Source organism: Pseudomonas sp. H3_C08 (assembly GCF_054669455.1).
The window spans coordinates 6,404,858-6,423,387 of the sequence record NZ_CP162803.1; the positions used below are offsets into that span (position 1 = coordinate 6,404,858).

At 59.3% G+C, this 18,530-nt stretch carries 13 protein-coding genes; 1 reads left to right on the forward strand and 12 read right to left on the reverse strand.

Annotated elements, in window-relative coordinates; translation table 11 throughout:
- Positions 1 to 109: 109 nt before the first annotated feature.
- From AB4N74_RS29030 to yaaA, 12 genes are all read right to left on the reverse strand, one after another.
- Positions 110 to 766: an alginate O-acetyltransferase AlgF gene (locus AB4N74_RS29030; RefSeq protein WP_007914291.1), complete on the reverse strand. Its 657-nt coding sequence runs from the start codon at positions 764 to 766 to the stop codon at positions 110 to 112.
- 14 nt (positions 767 to 780) lie between these two features.
- A complete protein-coding gene (locus AB4N74_RS29035) occupies positions 781 to 1,956 on the reverse strand; it encodes an alginate O-acetyltransferase (RefSeq protein WP_093436256.1) in 1,176 nt (391 codons plus the stop codon).
- Positions 1,957 to 1,966: 10 nt separating this feature from the next.
- Complete coding sequence (locus AB4N74_RS29040) at positions 1,967 to 3,532, reverse strand: MBOAT family O-acyltransferase (protein ID WP_064118394.1); 1,566 nt, start codon at positions 3,530 to 3,532, stop codon at positions 1,967 to 1,969.
- 329 nt (positions 3,533 to 3,861) lie between these two features.
- On the reverse strand, positions 3,862 to 4,986 hold the full coding sequence (locus AB4N74_RS29045; protein WP_093436266.1) for a mannuronate-specific alginate lyase: 1,125 nt from the start codon (positions 4,984 to 4,986) through the stop codon (positions 3,862 to 3,864).
- A gap of 8 nt (positions 4,987 to 4,994) precedes the next feature.
- On the reverse strand, positions 4,995 to 6,455 hold the full coding sequence (locus AB4N74_RS29050; RefSeq protein ID WP_460097932.1) for an alginate O-acetyltransferase: 1,461 nt from the start codon (positions 6,453 to 6,455) through the stop codon (positions 4,995 to 4,997).
- 10 nt (positions 6,456 to 6,465) lie between these two features.
- Complete coding sequence (gene algG, locus AB4N74_RS29055; protein WP_460097933.1) at positions 6,466 to 8,037, reverse strand: mannuronan 5-epimerase AlgG; 1,572 nt, start codon at positions 8,035 to 8,037, stop codon at positions 6,466 to 6,468.
- A 26-nt stretch (positions 8,038 to 8,063) separates the two neighbouring features.
- Positions 8,064 to 9,545: an alginate export family protein gene (locus AB4N74_RS29060; RefSeq protein ID WP_460097934.1), complete on the reverse strand. Its 1,482-nt coding sequence runs from the start codon at positions 9,543 to 9,545 to the stop codon at positions 8,064 to 8,066.
- Positions 9,542 to 11,053, reverse strand: coding sequence for an alginate biosynthesis TPR repeat lipoprotein AlgK (algK, locus tag AB4N74_RS29065; RefSeq protein ID WP_407047279.1), 1,512 nt, complete (start codon positions 11,051 to 11,053; stop codon positions 9,542 to 9,544). The genes AB4N74_RS29060 and algK overlap by 4 nt, the downstream gene beginning before the upstream one ends.
- Positions 11,054 to 11,062: 9 nt before the next feature.
- On the reverse strand, positions 11,063 to 12,232 hold the full coding sequence (locus tag AB4N74_RS29070; RefSeq protein ID WP_007914303.1) for an alginate biosynthesis protein Alg44: 1,170 nt from the start codon (positions 12,230 to 12,232) through the stop codon (positions 11,063 to 11,065).
- 35 nt (positions 12,233 to 12,267) lie between these two features.
- On the reverse strand, positions 12,268 to 13,749 hold the full coding sequence (gene alg8, locus AB4N74_RS29075; RefSeq protein ID WP_161986611.1) for a mannuronan synthase: 1,482 nt from the start codon (positions 13,747 to 13,749) through the stop codon (positions 12,268 to 12,270).
- An 87-nt stretch (positions 13,750 to 13,836) separates the two neighbouring features.
- Positions 13,837 to 15,153, reverse strand: coding sequence for a nucleotide sugar dehydrogenase (locus AB4N74_RS29080; protein ID WP_007914305.1), 1,317 nt, complete (start codon positions 15,151 to 15,153; stop codon positions 13,837 to 13,839).
- Between the two features lie 809 nt (positions 15,154 to 15,962).
- Entirely contained in the window at positions 15,963 to 16,742 is a 780-nt protein-coding gene (gene yaaA / locus AB4N74_RS29085; RefSeq protein WP_099758057.1) for a peroxide stress protein YaaA, read from the reverse strand.
- Positions 16,743 to 17,070: 328 nt separating this feature from the next.
- Between yaaA and AB4N74_RS29090 the strand changes: the two genes are divergently transcribed.
- A complete protein-coding gene (locus tag AB4N74_RS29090; RefSeq protein WP_460097935.1) occupies positions 17,071 to 18,195 on the forward strand; it encodes a polysaccharide deacetylase family protein in 1,125 nt (374 codons plus the stop codon).
- Positions 18,196 to 18,530 lie beyond the last annotated feature (335 nt).

An 18,530-nucleotide genomic window follows, 5' to 3' on the forward strand; every position in this document is an offset into this window, starting at 1 on the left:
AGCCTGCTCGCGATTGCGGTGGGTCAATCAACACATTCTTTGAATGTGAAACCGATATCGCGAGCAGGCTCACTCCTACATGGGGATATGTGTCAGTCAGGAAAAATGATTAGCGAGTCGATACCGGGCGTTTCACCCAGACTGGCGACAGGCTGCTGCCGCTGCCGGTGACGTACAGCACCGCTGCCTCACCTCGCTCAAGGGCGACCGGTTTGACGTCGCCGACTTTCTTGTCACCTTCGTACAGCGCCAGGCTGACTTTCACCGGGTTGATTTCACGTTCGCCACGGCCCTTGGCGGCCACGTTCGGCACCACGTCGGTCTTGCCGTCGGCAGTCTTCAGGGTCAGCGGCTTGTCGCTGAGGTTCTGTACGCGCACCAGGGATTTCTGCTTGTTCTTGAACGGCGGCTCTTCAATCAATTGCGGCGCGCCGGAAGCGTTGTTGACCAGGGTGTAGTAGTGGTCACCGGCGAGTTTCACCGGCAGGGTCTGGCTGCCAACTTTGGCGCTGTAATCACCGCCCGGCATGAAGCTGAAGTCACTGCTGGCCAGTGGCGCAACGTCGCTCAGGTTGGTGCTGCCGACAGTGGCGCTGACTTCAGCGTTGCTGGCGTTATAGACACGCACAAAGGTCGAGCCTTTCGGTGCGGTCGGGCCGTACAGCGCGGCGTCGCCACCGGCGAAGGCAGGCACGGAAAGCACGCTGAGGCCAGCAACCAGTGCGAAGCTTTTAGCGAGACGACGAGGAGTAGTAGTGAAAGTCATGGTGTACCTCTCTTTCAGTTTTGCGCCCGATCGGGCGTCTCGGATTTAGTGTTGATGGCTACGTTTTGTTGGCGAGCACCGGCTTGTTTAAGCTCTGCGACCCACTGCGGGTCGGCGTCGCCGATTTCGTTGTTCACAGGCAGATAACGTTCAGGAAACTCCCAGATCAGCACCTGTGGCGGGCTGTTCTTGAAGTCATCGCTTTTCAGGTAGCTGAGCATCGGCAGGATCGGGCCGTGGCCGTCTTCGGCGTAGCTCACCACGTCGCTGTGCAGCGCTTGTTTCAGCGCACCGACGAAGTTCCAGTTGGGGTTGGCGCTGTAGCTGGTGCCGACCAGTGCCACCGGCACTTCATTGCTGGCGAACAGCGCGTCGTCACCGGCAGGCTGATCGCCCGCTGCGACGGTATTGCGCTTTTGCAGCGGCTCTTGCGCCGGCATCAGGTTTTCGAACAGCGGATCGAGCGGCAGGAACAGACGCAGGTCGCCCTTGTGCGTGACCTTCTCGGCCGGCGTGGTGACGAAGCGCTGCGGCTCGCCGCTGAGCGGGAACTTGTCGGCGATGGTTTTCGCCAGGGTGTTGGCGGCGATCTCGGCGCCTTCCGGCGTCCAGTGGGTGTCAGTCCGCAGGAACACTTGCTGACCGTTCTGCTTGGCCTGTTGCAATGGCTTGAGCAGGTCCGGGGCGAGGATCTTGTCGGCCGCCACACGTTGGTGGAAATCCTGATAGAGGTTTTCGTGGATGCTCGCCGGTTTCACTTCACCCAGATGCTCCGGGTACAGACGAACCTTGGCCGGCACGATCGCCATCACCAGTTTCACGCCTTTCGCTTTCAGGGTCTGGCGCACGCCTTCGACCAGCGCGTAGTTGCCTTGCAGGTTCAGCTCTTCGTTGACGATCGGGTTGAATTCCTCATCGCTGTACAACCACTGATCCCGACCGAGCACCACGCCCGGACGACCTTCGTTGAACAGTTTGAAATCCAGCGCGGCCCAGAGATTGGTGCCCAGACGCTTGATCGGGAATTCATCGTCGTAGTGGGTTTCCACAGCCTTGGTCCAGCGACCGTTGAGCACCGTAGCGTCGGCATTGGTGCTGAAACCGAAGAAGCTGCGAACCGACCACAGACCGAGGACCAACAGGGTCACCAGGAACAGGGCGATGTAGAAGATGCGTAATGAGCGGGTCATGTCAGATCCCTCAGAACTGGAAGTAAAGGAACGGCGAGAAGCTTTGCGCCGAGAGTTTGAGAATCGAGGCGATGAACAGCAGCAGGATCAGACCGCGCATCACGTAGCGCGACCAGTCCGCGCTCCAGTAGGCCGGTTGCACCTGGGCTTCGACGCCGACGGTGTAGCCAGGTTCATGGATGCTCGCCGGGTTTTCGCCGGGTGCGGCTTTGATCATTCCCGGGGTCGCGGTGGCAGGGCCGTTGGCCTCGACGTTGACTTCAGGCTTGGTCTTGGCTGGCGGCTGATTGGTGTACAGATCGCGCAGACCGAAGAACGCCAGCGTCACGTACGCCACGACCAGAGTCGCTACTTGCAGACCGGTGAGGCTGGCCTGATTGAGTTCCGACAGCGACCAGTCGCCAAAGCTGAACATTGCGCCGTACATACGGCCGGCAACGTGCAGGTTCTCGGCACGGAAGATCACCCAGCCCATGACCACCAGCAGGAAAGTCAGCGCCCAGCGGATCGGGTTGAGACTGCGTGGCGAGGTGTTCAGGCCCAGCGCTTTTTCAATCGCCAGCCACATGCCGTGCCACGCGCCCCAGACGATGTAAGTGATGTTCGCGCCGTGCCACAGACCACCGAGGAGCATGGTCAGGAACAGGTTGCGATAGGTCATCAGCGTGCCTTTACGGTTACCGCCGAGGGTGATGTACAGGTAGTCACGCAGCCACGTCGACAGGCTGATGTGCCAGCGGCGCCAGAACTCGGTGATCGACTGACTGATGTACGGCTGTTTGAAGTTTTCCATGAAACGGAAACCCATCATCAAGCCCAGACCAATGGCCATGTCGCTGTAACCGGAGAAGTCGAAATACAGCTGCGCGGTGTACGCCAGCGCGCCAAGCCAGGCATCGCCGGTGGTCGGGTTTTGCAGGGCGAAGCAATGGTCAGCGACCACCGCGAGGGTGTCAGCGATGAAGACCTTCTTGATGAAACCCTGCATGAACCGCGTGCAGCCCTCGGAGAACTTGTCGAGGGTGTGCGTGCGGTTGTTGAACTGGTCGGCGAGGTCGCGGAAACGCAACACCGGGCCGGCGATCAAGTGCGGGAAGATCGCTACGAACGCGGCGAAGTCGATCAGGTTGCGCGTGGCCGGGGTGTCGCCGCGATACACGTCGATGATGTAGCTGATCGACTCGAAGATGTAGAACGAGATACCGATCGGCAACAGCACGTGGGTGAGGATGAACGGCTCAAGACCGACCGACGTCATCATCGCGTTGATGCTGTCGACACCGAAGTTGGCGTACTTGAAGTAGCCGAGGATGCACAGGTCAACCGCGACGCCAAGCAACAGCCAGCGCTGCGCCGGTTTGGTCCGCACACCGGCGGCACCGACTTTAAGGCCGATCCAGTAGTTCCACAGCGTGACAGCTGCGAACAGCGCGAGGAAGTCCACACGCCACCAGGCATAGAACACGTAGCTGGCGATCAGCAGCAGCAGGTTGCGATAGCGTTGCCCGCTCAAGTAGTACAAGCCGAGAAAGATCGGCAAGAACAGAAACAGGAACACGTTGGATGAAAATACCATCCCGATCTCTCCATGTTTGAACCAACAGTCAAGGGCCAAAGCCCCCCCAAACCCCCCGTGGTCGTGGAGGGGTGAAACGGTGTTTCTGTCAGGGTTGTGCCGGGCCTTGAAAACTTGCCCTCACCCCCCGCCCTCTCCCGGAGGGAGAGGGAGCCTGATCTCCATGGTTTTCAAAAATGGAGATCGACTCGGTATTTCTGTGCAGCCTGATCTCGGTTGTTTTTCAAAGCCTGAGACCGACTCGGTATTTCATTTCGGCGTAACTCGCACAGCCACCTCGGTCAGTCCCCTCTCCCTTTGGGAGAGGGTTAGGGTGAGGGGCTTTTGCTTTATGAGCCTTTGTTGCCCTTCTCATGCGACGGGTCGTAGACCTTGGTCAGATCCCCACCCAGGCGGAAAGTCTTGAACGGCTGCATGCCGTGCTTCTTCTCGATGACATCCGGCGCACAGGTGTAGAGCGTGCAAAACGGTTCGAGCCAGGCGAATTTCATGTCCTCTTTCAGATCGGTCATGTCCTGCTCTTTGCCGTTCTTCTTCTCGAATTCATCCGGGTCTTTCACCCCCGACAACACTCGATCACCAAGACGTTTCAGCGCGCCGTTGTTTTCCTGACGCAGATCGACACCGTTGACTTGGGCGAAACTGGCGATCATCGCCAGCGGCGGCAGGGCGTAGTTGTGATAGGCGAGGGCGCGTTGCTGGCGCTTGAGTTCGTTCGGCAGGAAGCCGTCGGCATCGACTTGGTTGACGCCAACCTTGTATTCCTTCACTGCCCAGTCAAACAGGTCGCGGCGGTTGGTCGCGACCGAAGTCGCCATCACCGACCAGGCGGCCCAGTACGAGTGGTTGTTGGTTTTTTCCAGCGGCAGGTTGTCCCAATCGCTGACGACCTGATCGGCCATTTTGCTGAACCACGCCTCGATCAACTGCGCCTCCTGCTGATGTTGGGCCAGCGGATGTGAGTCGGAGAACTTCAGGCGAATGTACGAAGAGGCCATGCTGCCCAGCGCCCATTTGCGCATCGACTTGCCGGTGTGGTTGAAGTCTTTCGACATCAACGCATCGGCCTTGGCCCACGCGGTCAGCCAATTGAGCGTGCAATCGAGCTGCTCCGGGCGACCGTCGCGCATGAACTGCATCACCCGTTTGGCGGTGCCGCGTTCCAGCGTGGTGATGTCTTTGGTGGTGTCGCGAAAGGCTTTTTCCGACTGCACGTTCAGTGTTGCGCGGGCCTTGTCCGAACCTTCGTATTTGCTGCGAAATTGCAGCGGCCCGGTGTACGGCGTCGGCATCGCATCGCAGCCTTCGCTTTTGTCACCGGTCTTGAATTTATCCACAGGCGCAAAATAGCCCTGAGGTGGACGCAGTGGCGCGGCGGCCTGCGCGGTGCCGGCGAAGATTGCCAGCCCGAGCAGCGTCGGCGCTAAAAGAGTTTTCAGTTTCGAGTTTCGCATAGCAGACCTCATTGCCCGACCTGAGCGGTTTGTTGCCCAGCGCCCGGGAATACGTTGCGTTTGCAGATTTTCGCTTCGACTTTCTGTGGCGCGGTGCCCGCTTCCGGGCCCTGGACTTCGACCGTCAGCAGGTTTTGCGAGGCCCAGTCTTCGTCCGTGCGCAGCTCAAAGGCGAAACGACCGTCGGTGTCGGAGGTTTCCGGTTTCTCGATCTTGATGTCCTCGTGGCGACCGTTCATGTACCAGAGGGTGGCTTGCAGGGTTTTCACCGAAGGGTCGGCGAAGCGGATGTCGACCTGATGGCTGCTGTTCTGCAGGTTCAGGTTCTTGCTGTTGACCAGCAGTTCTTGTTTGCTGCCCGGCTTGAGCGTGGTGCTCGCGGACATTTGCGCGTCTTTGCCTTCGCAGCCGTTGTCGAGAAGAGACATCATCTGGCGATAGATGGTTTCCTGGTCGAGGCGGTACAGCGGCGAGAATTCCCAGATGAGAATTTTCGGCGGGGTCTTCTGGAATTCGTCGCTGCCGAGGTACTGCAACATCGAACCTTCCAGACCACCGCCGGGGAAGGCGACGTTGAGAATGTCAGCGCCGATGGCTTCTTCGAGGAAGCCGGCGAAGTTGTAGTTCTTGCCGCTGTGCGAGGTGCCCACAAGGGTGATTTGCGGGTTGCCGGAATCACCGAACAGGTCGCCATCGCCAGCCTCACCTTTCGGCTCGGTGGTGAACTGGTCCATGTACTGGATCGCGTAGCTGGTGCCGCACAGTTGCCCGGCCATGTTGTGCAAGGTACCGGTCTTGCCCATGCGCCCGGAGCGCTTGGTTTCGAATTCACGCTTGGGAATGTCGGCGAAGGCCGGGATCTGCTTGACCTTCTCGGCAACGATTTTCGCCGTGCGCTGTGCGCCGTAAGGGGTCCAGTGCTGGTCGCCGCGGAAGTAGAAATCGTGGGCGGGCAGGGTGTCCGGCAGCGATTCGTTGGTCAGCGGCGACAGGTCCGGCACCACATAACCCATCTTGGCGAAACGGCCGAGCATGGTCTTGTAGTTGCCCAGCGCTTTCTCGTAATCGAACGCGGCTTTTTCCTGCGGATTGAGCTTGTTGCGGTTCACCAGGCCACGGGTCGGCTGGTAAACGATCACCAGTTCGACGCCTTTGGCTTTGAACGCATCGTGCAGTTGTTGCAGGCGCTTGTAGCCGGCCGGGGTGGTGTTGAATTCGGTGCGCAAATCTTCCTGCGTGCGGAACAACCAGTCGCCTTGCGCCTGCACCAGGGTGGTGAAGTTTTGCTGATAACGCGTGGTGTAATTCTTCGCGTCATGGGCCGCCGGGCACAGGTTGCAGCACGGTTCGGCGCTGAACTTCGGTGGCGTGGCGGCGGCGCCTTCATCGGCGCGCGCACCGTTGCTGGCCGCGAGAATGCCCACGGTCAGGGCCGACAGGCTGAGTAATCTGATCAAGTGTGGGTGCATAAAATTATCCTCAGTCCCGCATTTCGGTCTGGCGTTCGACAGGGTCGATCAGCACGGCTTTCTGCTGGCGCACCAGCAGGTCGAGAATTTCATCCTGGCGCTCGCCGAGGATGCCGTTGAAGCTGATGCCGCTGGATTTGGTCGGCGCCAGCATCGACACGCGATACAGCTCGACGCTCAAGGGCGAATCGATCGACAGCGGGCCGCTGCCATTGGCCGCCAGCTCACCGCCAACGACGATCAGCGACACCTGCGCATCGAACGGGTCGAGCTTGATGTCACGGTCGGTGTCGGTGAGGTCTTTGATGTGGCCGTAGACGCCGGTCAAACCGTTGGCCATGGCGACGTTTTCGTAGAGGCGGATGTTCACGCTGTTACGAATGCGGATGCCGTGGCGCTTGTTGCTGATGACCTTGTTGCCCCACAGCAGGTTGTCGGCAGACTCGTAGAGGGTGATGCCGTCGGTGTGGTTCTTGTAGATCTCGTTGTAGGCAATGATGTTGTTGACGCTGTTACGGTCGATCACCAGGCCCGAGAGGTGGTTGTCGTAGCTTTTGTTGTTGAAGATGAAGCTGTCGTTGACCTCACGGGAAATAATGATCCCGTGCTTCTTCTTCGTACCGTACACGGTGTTCTCGGCAATGATCAGGCCGTGGGAACGGTCGTGCGGGTCGATGCCGTAAACGATGTTGTCTTTGTAGGTGTTGCCCTTGACCACGAAGTCGCGGGTCTCGTAGCAGTAGAAGCCGTACCACATGTCGGAGAACTCGGAGCCGACGATCCAGCCGGTCGGTTCAGGACGCTTGAGCACCTTGGCCATGTTCGGCGTGTACTGGGAAATACTCACGCCGTACGACTTACTGTTGGCGTAACCGAAACTGGCCATCTTGCTGTTAACGATGTAGGTCTCGGTGCCACCCCAGGCGAGCAGGAACGGACGGAATTCCTTCGGCGAACGGAAGGTCGCCGGGCCGTTGTCCTTTTCGCGCCAGCCGGTGACTTTGGTGTCACGCACAAACAGTTGGCCGTCGTTGACCAGGAACGAACCGGCCTCTTGCGACAGGCGCAATTCCTGGGTTTGGCCGTCGATTTCGAGGATGCCTTTACGGCCGACGACGATCGGCAGCTTCGACAGGTACACGCCCGGCGAGGTCTCGCTGAAGTACTGCTTGGGCAGTTTCTGCGCCAGGTCCTTGAGGTTCATGTAGCCGTCATCGACGAAGATCGCCTGGGGGATGCCGTGCTGACGCACCACCCATTCGGCCATCTTGTTGTCGCCGCCGATAAAGTCCTTCAGCGCGTCTTCCTGCATCATCCGGCGCACGCTGACTTTGCCTGCTTTGCTGCGGACGATTTTCGCCGCAGCGGCTTCGGCGGTGTAGCCGGAAATGTCCGGCAGTTTCGGCGCGGCCAGGTTCAGCGCTTCGGTCGGCGCGCTGCTGACGGTGTAGGTTTTTGCTTGCTGCAATTCCTTGGCAGTCGTCACCGGTTTGGCCGGTTCGACAGTGGCGAAGGCGCCAGCCGAGGCCAGCAACATCGCGCCGGCCAACAGGCTGAGCGAGCCTTTCCTTGCATGGTGCATGTCGGGCACTCCCTTGGCGGTTTGCATCAGAAGCGCCAGATCACGTCGATGAACGCGCGGTGCATGTACGAATCAACCTGCTTGCCGTAGGCATCGCCCGGTTTGAACACACCGCCACGGAAACGCACCAGGGCCGATGGCTCGTCGATCGACTGGCTCAACGCCGCCGGCAACAGGCCTTGCTTGAAGTACTTGGTGACGACCAGGTCCATCTCCTGACCCAGATCCTTGTTGCCGTCTTCAAGCGGCAGCGAGGTGCTGGAGAGGATCGCGCCGGTGGCGTCGTCGGTATTGTTTTCCACGGCGTTGATGCCGTTGCTGCCCACCGGCTTGTTGCCGTCGACACGCCAGAACTTGTGGTAGATCAGGCTGGCGTCGTACTCGTCGTTGACCATCCACGAACCGAACAGCGTTGCGGTTTGCATGTTGTTCATTTCGCCACGGAACGCTTCACCGAAACGGTGAACCCGCGAGCGGGTACCGGTGTAGTTGGAGCGGTTGCTCTCCAGACCGTTCTGTTCGTAATCGGCGCTGGCGCGGGCATAGGCACCGCCGACTTGCCATTGCGGATCGAGGCGCAGGCGTACGCCGATGTCGGTGGCCCAGCCGTTGACGTCATCACTGCGCTTGGCTTGTGCCGGACGCGAGCCATCGGCGTTCAAGGCGTTGACCGTATCGCGGTCGCCGCTCATGCCGGTGATGCTGCCCCAGTAGTTGACGGTGTTGGTGTTGCGCCAGTTGTAGGCGTCGCTGTCAGCGGTCAGGCCGAGCCAACTGATGTCGCCGTTCTGGGTTTTATCCAGCGAGTCGCGCGGGACGCCCGGCTCGGCGTAATCGAGTTTGCCGTCATCGTGGGTGTGATGACCGCGAATGCCGACCCAGTTGCCCGGCGTCCACTGATAGGCGGCATCGGCGTAGGCGTGCAGGCGATCCTTGTCTTTCGGCGCCAGCTCTTTGAGGTCGGTGCGGTATTCGCTGAAGCGTTCGGCGACACCGGCGTTGGCGCGCAACAGGGTGGTGTCGAAGGTCCAGTTCAGCGCTTCGATGTTGGTATCGCGCCATTGGCCGTCGTCATTGCGCAGGCGCTGGCGACCGAACTTGAGCATCTCGCCCGGGTACGGGGTGAGGCCGCTGTAACCGACCCAGAACTCGCGCATCGCCAGGTAGTTTTTCTTGGTTTTGCGATCACTGTTGTCGGTGGCTTGCTCACCGTCGGATTGTTGCAGGGTGTCGGTTTCGATGATGTCGGTCGAGGTCACGGCCTGGCCCATGGCGTAGGCGCTCCACGCGCCGCTTTCGCCGTAGACCCACGGACGCAGGTCGAGGCCGACGCCGTTGACGTCGCCGCCGCTGGCGGTGCCGAGGTCACGGTCGTCTTCGGACTGGCCGGTGACTTTCACTTCGAGGCCGAAGTTCTTGGTTTCAGTCATCGCGGCCAGTGTCGGGCAAGACCAGATCAGCGCGAACGAAAGGCCAATGCCGGCCTTCACGAATGGATTCAACTTCATAATTTTTCCTCGCCGTCTTCTTCTTGCAGGGCGTGCAGTTGCAGCGTGTTCGGGTTCAGAGCGCCACGGCTGGCTTGCTCTTGTTGCAGCAGACGCTGGGCTTCGGCCAGACGCTCGGGCGGCAGTTGCGCGGCGAGGGTGGTCGCCAGCTCATCGGCTTGCGGAGTGTTTTGTGCCTTGGCCAATTGGCTGAACACGTAGGCGTTGAGCGGGTCGGGCTTGGTGCCCTTGCCTTGGGAGAACAGCTGGGCGATGGCGAAATCGGCGCTGTTCTGGCCGTTGCGCGCAGCGGTCAGCAGGTGGTCGAGGGCTTTCTGCGGATAGACCTTGCCGAGGTAGCCACGGCGATAGATCTGGCCGAGGTAGTAGTCGGCGGCGACTTCGCGGCCGACGGCTTTCTGGAAATGTTCTTCGGCGACTTTCGCGTCGGCCGGGACCAGTTTGCCTTCGTAGTAGAGCTTGCCCAGCAACAGCTCGGCGCGTGGCTGGTCGGCGGCGCGACCGTTGTCGAGGTACTTCATCATCTGATCGACGTCGCCCAGTTCCGGGTAGTCGTAGAGCAGTTGTGCGAGGGTCACCCACGACGCCGGGTAACCCGGAGCGATCGGCTCAAGCAACGACTGCGCGGTTTTCTCGTCAGTCTTGCCGAGGGTCGAATCGGCCAATACACGGGCCACGGAATCGACGCGCTGCGCGGTGACGGTGCCACGGCTGTAACCGGCCTGCATCTGCTTGATCAGCTCGGCCTGTTGCTCTGGCTGGGCACGTTTCTGATAGACCGTGGCCAGTTCGACGTAGCAGATGTCGGTGGTGTTGAGCGCGGCTTTGCAGATCTTTTCCACGTCATCCAGGTGCTGGTCGTAGGTGCCCTGAGTGCGATACAGCAGCACCTGCGCCAGACCGGCTTCCGGGTAGCCGGATTTGCGCCACTGATCGATCTGCTGCTGGGCGTTGATGTTGGGGAAGCTGTGCGGGTATTGCAGGTACAGCATCGCCAGCGGGATCAACGTGTTGCCTTCGCCATTGGCGGCGGCTTTTTTCAGCAGGCTTTCGGCTTCGTGGTGCTCGGCTTCGGTGGAACCCGGCTTGGCTACCAGCAGGCGACCGAGACGCGCCTGAGCGCGCGGCGAAACACTGGCGGCGGCGCGGTAAGTCGCTTCGGCCTGTTTCATTTGCGCCGGGTCGCGGCTGTCGACCTGGATATCAGCGAGACCGACTTGCGCCTCGCTGTAACCGAGATCGGCCAGTTGCTGATAATTCTGCGCGGCGGTGGCGGTGTCGCCACGTTTGAGCGCTTCGTTGGCCAGACGCTGATCGGGTAGGCCGGCACAACCGGCCAGACTCACCGCCAATGCCAATGCGCACACTGAACCCATGTGGGAGCGAGCTTGCTCGCGAAAGCGGTGTGTCAGTCGGCACTGAGGCTGAATGTCAGAATGCATTCGCGAGCAAGCTCGCTCCCACAGGGTTTGTGGTGTGCTTGAGATGGGTGGAGTAGTCACAGGCATATCCTCGACTTAAAGACCGGCAGCCATGGCTTTGTCGATCAGCCAGTTCAGGTTCGGGCCACGGTCGCTGTTCACTTCCACCGGGCGGCCGGCCAAGCTGCTGTCGAGCGGCTCGTCAGGCTGGATCTGCACGCGGATGTCGGAGGACAGGTCGGCGCTTTTCAGGCTGGTGCTGCTGACGATCTTGCCGGTGCGGGTCTTGTCTTCGCCGGCGATCTGGAAGCTCACCGGGGTGCCCGGACGCACGTCGCCGAACTGGCGATAGGAGAAGCGCGCATCAACGGTGGCCTGGGTATTGCGCGGCACCAGTTGGAAGATCACATCGCCTTTGCTCGCGTATTGCCCGTCAGCCACCAGTTGCTGGGCCACGGTGCAATCGCATGGCGAGGTCAGGGTGCCGGTCATTTGCTTGCCGAACAGTTCTTCAACCTTGGCCGGGGACAGTTGATCTTCTTCCAGATGACCCTTGAGCACATCGAGCATGCTGGTGCTGAAGGTCGCCAGTGGCGCGCCTTTCGCTGCAACGCCGTCGGACTTGACCAGGCTCTGCACGGTGCCGTCGCGCGGCATGGTGATGTTCATCCCCGGTACGCTGACCAGACCGGCCTGTGCGTGGCTGACGAAGTACATGCCGTATACCGATTTGAAAATGAAGCCCGCCGCGACCAGGCCGACCGCGAAGATACCGGCGCTGAAGGTCACTGCTTTCAGGCGCCCGAACGGGGTCATGCCGGAGCCGCCGTCCTTGACCTTGCGTGCCTTGGTGAAGTTGTCGCGCTGCAGGGTCGCCAGCACTTCGCCGATGCTGACGATGTCGCCGGCCAGGTGCGAGGTGATCAAGTGGCGCAGGGTAGAAATATCCTGCGGTTCCAGATTCTGGAACTGGCAGCCGGCGCGGCCGGTCTGGCGGTCGAAGGAGCGCACCTGCAATTCAACGTCCATGGCGATGCCGAGGTTGTCGATGACGAATTGCAGACGCGCCTTGTACACCTGGCCAATGGTCAGCGGCAGTTGCCCGGCGTTGAACGCCAGACCACCGGCAGACAGGTCGATGACCCGCGCTTCGACCGGCGTCCGGTCAGGACCGAAGAAGCGCAGTTTGGCCGGGATTTTCACGCGGGCGTGTTGGCGCTGGGCTTCGGATTCATGCACTACGTTGGCGTTGACGGCGGTATTCATGGGGGCGATTTCCTTGTTAATTCAATAGGGGCAGGTCAGACCATCATCAGCAGCACGGCGACGAAAATGCTGCCGGCGGAGAAGGTCATGGTCCGAGACGACCAGGTGTTGAACCAACGTTGAAAGCTGGCGAGATCACGGGTCAGGGAAGTGGGTTGGCGAGTCCAGGATTGTTGGTCGAGGCGGAAGAACACGTAGATCTTCACCAGCGCACCGACGATCTGGTTGTAATACAGAATCGCCGGGTAAGCCGGGCCGATCCGGTGACCGGAACACGACAACAGCAACGTCAGGATCAGGCGGGTGATGCCGATCCACAGCAGGTAAACGAGGATGAACGCGGTGCCGTACTTGAAGCTGGCGATCATCGCCACGGTCAGGCCAAGCAAGGAGGTCCACATCGATACGCGCTGATCGAACAGCACCACCGAGGTGAAGGCGCCGAGGCGTTTCACGCCCAGGCCCAGTGCTCGCGAGTTCTGCCGCAGGTTGTTGCCGTACCAGCGGAACATCAGTTTGCGGCTGGCCTTGATGAAGCTCTTTTCCGGCGGGTGTTCAACGGTGTTGATCGCCGCGTCAGGCACGTAGAAGGTGTCGTAACCGAGGCGCATCAAGCTGAACCAGCTCGACTTGTCGTCGCCGGTCAAAAACTTGAAACGGCCCAGACGCCAGTGTTGCAGCGAGTCGCTTTCAACGTCGGCGATGAATTCCGGGTTGGTCACCACGGTGGCGCGAAACACTGACATACGACCGGTCATGGTCAGTACGCGTTTGGACAGGGCCATCGAGCACATGTTGATGTGGCGCTGGGCGAAACGCAGCTTGTGCCATTCGCTCATGATGTAGCCGCCGCGCACTTCGCAGAACTCGTTGGTGGTCAGGCCGCCGACGTTGCCGAACAGCTGAAACCACGGCACGGTCTTGCGCACGGTGCCTTCGCCGAGCACGGTGTCGCCATCGATCACGGCTACCACGGCGCGGTCGTCCGGCAAGTGGCGGGAAATCGCGCGGAAACCATAGGCCAGGCCATCACGTTTGCCGGTACCGGGAATGCGCACGAAGTCGAGCTTCACGCGGTCTGGCGGATTCATTCGCGCCCACAGCGCCTTGACCAGCAGCTCATCGGACATTTCCACGATCGAGCAGACCACGGTGGTCGGCAGTTCGCAGTCGATGGCTTCGCGGATCACCGAGCTGTAGACCTGCGCCGTGGTCAGCGCGTCGATCCGGAAACTGGTAACCATCAGGAACACATGCGACGGGTCCGCCGCCTTACCCAGCTTGCGTACTTTGCGACGCAGGTGCGGGTAAACGATGTAGAGAAAAATCATGCCGCGCACAAAATGCGTTGCACCCATCGAGTAGCGCCAGATACCCACGGCGCCAATCAGGAAAATGAAGTCCTTCGACTCGGAGTCGAATGTGGACGTGGGCAGCATCAAGGCCAGGCCCATCAGCAGACTGAGATAAAAAAGCCAGCCGGCTGATTGCAGAAAAAAATGTTTGAGCTTGCTCATCAGCGTCATCCGAAGGTAAGGGAGGCTTCAAGCTGCAAGCTTCGAGCTGCAAGTACTGCAGCTCGAAGCTTGTCGCTTAGGTCTGCATTACCAGCAGATACCCTCGGTGCGCGTACCAGCGTCGGTGGCTTTGGCCATGAAGCCGACCAGGTCGATGACCTGTTTGCCGTGCGGCGCTTGCTGGGCCAACGGGCGGAACTTCTCGTCGCGGTTGCCGAGGATGATCACGTCGGAGTTATCGATCACCGAATCGAAGTCCGCGTTGAGCAGGGACGACACGTGCGGGATCTTCGACTCGATGTAGTCCTTGTTCGCGCCGTGAACACGGGCGTACTCGACGTTGCTGTCGTAGATGCTCAGGTCGTAACCCTTGCCGATCAGCATCTCGGCCAGTTCCACCAGCGGGCTTTCGCGCAGGTCATCGGTGCCGGCTTTGAAGCTCAGACCGAGCAGGGCGACTTTGCGTTTGTCGTGGCTTTCGACGATGTCGAAGGCGTTCTGCACTTGCGATTCGTTGCTGCGCATCAGCGAGTTGAGCAGCGGCGCCTCGACGTCCAGCGAACCGGCGCGATAGGTCAGGGCGCGCACGTCTTTCGGCAGGCACGAACCGCCGAAGGCGAAGCCCGGGCGCATGTAGTACTGGGACAGGTTGAGGGTCTTGTCCTGGCAGACCACTTCCATCACTTCACGGCCATCGACGCCGACTGCTTTGGCGATGTTGCCGATCTCGTTGGCGAAGGTCACTTTGGTCGCGTGCCAGACGTTGCAGGTGTACTTGATCATCTCGGCAACGGCGATGTCCTTGCGGATGATCGGTGCGTCGAGTTCTTCGTACAGCGATTGCAGAACGTCGCCCGAGGCCTTGTCGAACTCGCCGATGACGGTCATCGGTGGCAGGTCGTAGTCGGCAATGGCGGTGGATTCACGCAGGAATTCCGGGTTGACCGCAACGCCGAAGTCGACACCGGCCTTCTTGCCCGAGCAGTCTTCGAGAATCGGGATCACCACGTTGGCCACGGTGCCCGGCAGCACGGTGCTGCGCACGACGATGGTGTGGCGGGTGGTTTTTTCACGCAAGACAAAACCGATCTCGCGGCATACCGCTTCGATGTAGTTCAGTTCGAGGTCGCCGTTCTTTTTGCTCGGCGTACCCACGCAGATCATCGACAGATCGGTGTCGCGAATCGCCTCGGCGAAGTTGGTCGTGCCACGCAGACGACCGGTCTGGATACCCTGTTGCAGAAGTTCGCCCAGGCCGGGTTCAACAATCGGCGACTTGCCGGCGTTGATCATGTCGATCTTGTCTTTGGCAACATCGACGCCAACTACGTCATGGCCCCGTGCAGACAGGCAACCGGCACATACTGCGCCAACGTAACCCAAACCAAATATGCTGATGCGCATCGCAATTACCTCTGTATATATCAGGCCTTAGAGGCCGGAGTTAATGGTGTTCAGCGTTCATTAGTGCACTCGAAAGTGCGGCACACAGGCGCCACAATGCCGTGTGCAGGCATACTAAGTTTCGAGTGTCTAAATAAGTGCACTCAAGATGTGCGCAACCAGGCCTTGTTGTTATGACTTGCCCTGTTATGCAGCCGATCCTCTTTGGAGAAGACTCTTGTGCAATCGTCTTGCGCGCTCGATGTCAGGATGAAAGTCCCGTAAATCAAGCGGTTGGGTGCTCAGGCGAGCACGTTTATTAGGGCGCGGCCATGGCCTTTGTAGGGGATATAAATGGTGCGTATCTCCTGTCCATCGTCTGTTTTGAGACTAGTTAGTCATCTAGGCAAGTTGCTGTGACAACTTGGTTACATGGCTATCTGCTCTGCGTAAGTTATCTCGTACAAACTCGGCGAGAATCGTTACCGGTGGTATGAGCTATGCATTCGGACGAAGTTCCTGTCCGCTCATCGCGAAATCTGAAATTTCTTGAAATATTGTCAGAGATGGCACTAGTCTCAATTTGATAGCACTTTCGTTTTCGACCTTTAATAACAGGCGAAAAATCACGTTAGATAGTTTTGTGCCACTACGCTGAAAAAAGTTAGGTGCCACTACTGAAAAAAATGATCAGTGTCGAGTGAAACTAATCTTAGAAAAGACAGGGAGGTTTTTCTGACGCCATTAAAATGGCGAAATGGTGCGAAGGTTTTTTGACATCGTGCGAGCTGCACGACTCTTTATAGAAAGAGTCGTGCATTGGGCATGCTTTATTCCGGGGCGTGGTCGCGCAAAAACACCAGATTGTCGGGTTTCGACTGTTCGACGCTGTAGCGATAACCCTGCACATCGAACTGTTTGAGCTGGGCCGGATCGTTGATCTTTTCCTGGATCACGAAACGGCTCATCAGGCCCCGGGCTTTTTTCGCGTAGAAGCTGATGATCTTGTACTGACCGTTCTTCTGGTCCTTGAACTCGGTGTTGATGATCCGCGCGTTCAGGGCTGTGCGTTTCACTGCCGAAAAGTACTCATTGGAGGCGAGGTTGAGCAGCACGTCGTCGCCTTGATCGGCCAGCGCTTCATTGAGCCATTCGCTGATGCGCGTACCCCAGAAGGCGTACAGGTCTTTGCCACGGGCGTTGGCCAGTTTGGTGCCCATTTCCAGACGATAGGGTTGCATCAGGTCGAGCGGGCGCAGCAGCCCGTAGAGACCGGAGAGCATGCGCAGGTGTTTTTGCGCGTAATCGAAATCGGTTTCGCTGAAGGACTGGGCGTCGAGACCGGTGTAGACGTCGCCCTTGAACGCGAGCAGTGCCTGTTTGGCGTTTTCCGGGGTGAAGGCAGGCGTCCAGCTGCCGAAGCGCGCGGCGTTGAGCCCACCGATTTTGTCGGACACGTGCATCAGTTCGCTGATCTGCGCCGGGGTCAGGTCGCGCAGTTGCTGGATCAGTTCCTGGGAATGGTCGAGGTATTGCGGCTGAGTGAAGCGCTGGGTCGCCGGCGGTGTTTCGTAATCGAGGGTCTTGGCGGGGGAAATCACCATCAGCATGAAGTCGTCTCCTTTAATCGTGGGGGCGATTCTAGGGGGTTGTCCGATTTGACTCCAGCTATGGGGGTTATAGGTATGAGTAAGCTCCGGCATTTGCGACGGCTGGTGGATTTTTCCCTCACCCCAGCCCTCTCCCGGAGGGAGAGGGGGCTGACCGAGTTGTACTGTCGATTTACGCCGACATGATCTATCGAGTTGAACTCAAATTTTGAAATCAATGAAGGTCAGCTCCTTCTCCCTCCGGGAGAGGGCTGGGGTGAGGGCGGCGTCCTTCAGCCTTGCACATCAGCTATAGTGCCGCGCGGGTTTTGTTATGGAGACATCCCTTTTGCGCATTGTTCTTTTATTCACCGCGTGGCTGTTGAGCTTCGGTGCCGTCGCGGCGCCGGGCGATGTGGCGACGCTGGATCGCAGCACCTGGCCGGAGCAGCTTAGCAACCCGACCCTGTTTGACGTGGCGTCACGGGCGGAAATCCTGATGTTCGCCCGTGTCCTGCTGGGCACCGAGTCGATGGACGAGGCCGCTCTGGCGCAGCGTCTAGGCTTGCGCACGGTCAATATCGATGCGGTCAACATTCTGCGCCAACGCCTCTGGCCGCGCCTGCTGGCCAACTACAACTATGCCCAGCAAAGCTGCGATCAGGACGCCTCGTTCTGCTTTCTTGTAGAAGACTTGCCAACGCTGCGCGAGCAAGCTGCCAAGTTCGTCGTCAGTGACGACAGTTATTACACCAAGTGGGCCGAGCCGAGCCGGATCTTCCATGTGCAGTACCTCGACGAGTTGTTGCGCAAGGCCGCGTTGTCGCCGCAGAGCAGCAACGAATTCGATCGTTTCGGTGACTACGAGCGCAACGGCGACGCGATGCACGACCGGCTGTTCCTGCTGACCTTCGACAGTGCCGCCAATCTGCAACCGGACAACACCGGCTGGCTCAGCGAATACCTACGCAAATCGAACCTGAGCGGCACGTTCTTCGTGCTGGGCAAGGATATTCAGGCGCGACTGGCTGATCGCTCGGTGAGCAGCCTGCAAGCAGAGTTCTCGAAACAGTGCGTCGGCGTTCAAGGCTGGGAGTTCCGCTCCCACAGCCACTGGCAGGACTGGCAGGATTCGGTGCGGCGCAGCGCAGATCTGATGAAGAACAAGTTGCCGGAAAACTACGTGCCGCTGTTTCGTCCGCCGGAAGGGCAGCGCCGCAGCGATGCGCAAGGTTTCTTCAACACACAAGGCCTGCAAGTGGCGCTGTGGGACATCGATGCCCAGGACGGCGCCGGCAAACTCAAGGGCGCAGCGAGCGCGCAGAGGGTGCTGACTCTGATGCTGTTGTGGCGACACGGGGTGATCAATTTCAACATGAAACAGGACGCGGTGAAGACCTCGTTACCGTGGTTGATCACGCAGACCGCGCAGAGCGGTATCGGTTGGGAAGACTGTCAGGACGCTTTTCGCTGAGAAACGAAAAAAGCCCGGAAACATTGGGCTTGGGGTGATTTTTTTGAAGAGTTCGATGCAGGCGGACTTCCGACTTTAGCGGGGTCTGGGCAGTCCGCCAAGGGCTTTTCGTCACTCTGAAAAATAAACTTAAAAAAACCGTCAAAGTACTTTTTTATGTCATCGGTTTTGGAGTATTACGAAGACAGACCGCCGAAACCTGCAACACAGGTGGCGTCTTCCAAGACCCGTTTGTTTGCAGTCACTTGAATCTCCGCAGGTGAGATTTCGGCAGTCACTTCGAGGCGCAGCACCGCTCAGGTATTGCGTCCAATGGCTCTGACAAAGGTGACCGA

Excerpts from the sequence above, each read along its gene's own strand:
- AB4N74_RS29030 (WP_007914291.1), bottom strand. The coding sequence starts at position 766 with ATGACTTTCACTACTACTCCTCGTCGTCTCGCTAAAAGCTTCGCACTG.
- AB4N74_RS29035 (WP_093436256.1), bottom strand. The coding sequence starts at position 1,956 with ATGACCCGCTCATTACGCATCTTCTACATCGCCCTGTTCCTGGTGACC.
- AB4N74_RS29040 (WP_064118394.1), bottom strand. The coding sequence starts at position 3,532 with ATGGTATTTTCATCCAACGTGTTCCTGTTTCTGTTCTTGCCGATCTTT.
- AB4N74_RS29045 (WP_093436266.1), bottom strand. The coding sequence starts at position 4,986 with ATGCGAAACTCGAAACTGAAAACTCTTTTAGCGCCGACGCTGCTCGGG.
- AB4N74_RS29050 (WP_460097932.1), bottom strand. The coding sequence starts at position 6,455 with ATGCACCCACACTTGATCAGATTACTCAGCCTGTCGGCCCTGACCGTG.
- algG (WP_460097933.1), bottom strand. The coding sequence starts at position 8,037 with ATGCACCATGCAAGGAAAGGCTCGCTCAGCCTGTTGGCCGGCGCGATG.
- AB4N74_RS29060 (WP_460097934.1), bottom strand. The coding sequence starts at position 9,545 with ATGAAGTTGAATCCATTCGTGAAGGCCGGCATTGGCCTTTCGTTCGCG.
- algK (WP_407047279.1), bottom strand. The coding sequence starts at position 11,053 with ATGCCTGTGACTACTCCACCCATCTCAAGCACACCACAAACCCTGTGG.
- AB4N74_RS29070 (WP_007914303.1), bottom strand. The coding sequence starts at position 12,232 with ATGAATACCGCCGTCAACGCCAACGTAGTGCATGAATCCGAAGCCCAG.
- alg8 (WP_161986611.1), bottom strand. The coding sequence starts at position 13,749 with ATGAGCAAGCTCAAACATTTTTTTCTGCAATCAGCCGGCTGGCTTTTT.
- AB4N74_RS29080 (WP_007914305.1), bottom strand. The coding sequence starts at position 15,153 with ATGCGCATCAGCATATTTGGTTTGGGTTACGTTGGCGCAGTATGTGCC.
- yaaA (WP_099758057.1), bottom strand. The coding sequence starts at position 16,742 with ATGCTGATGGTGATTTCCCCCGCCAAGACCCTCGATTACGAAACACCG.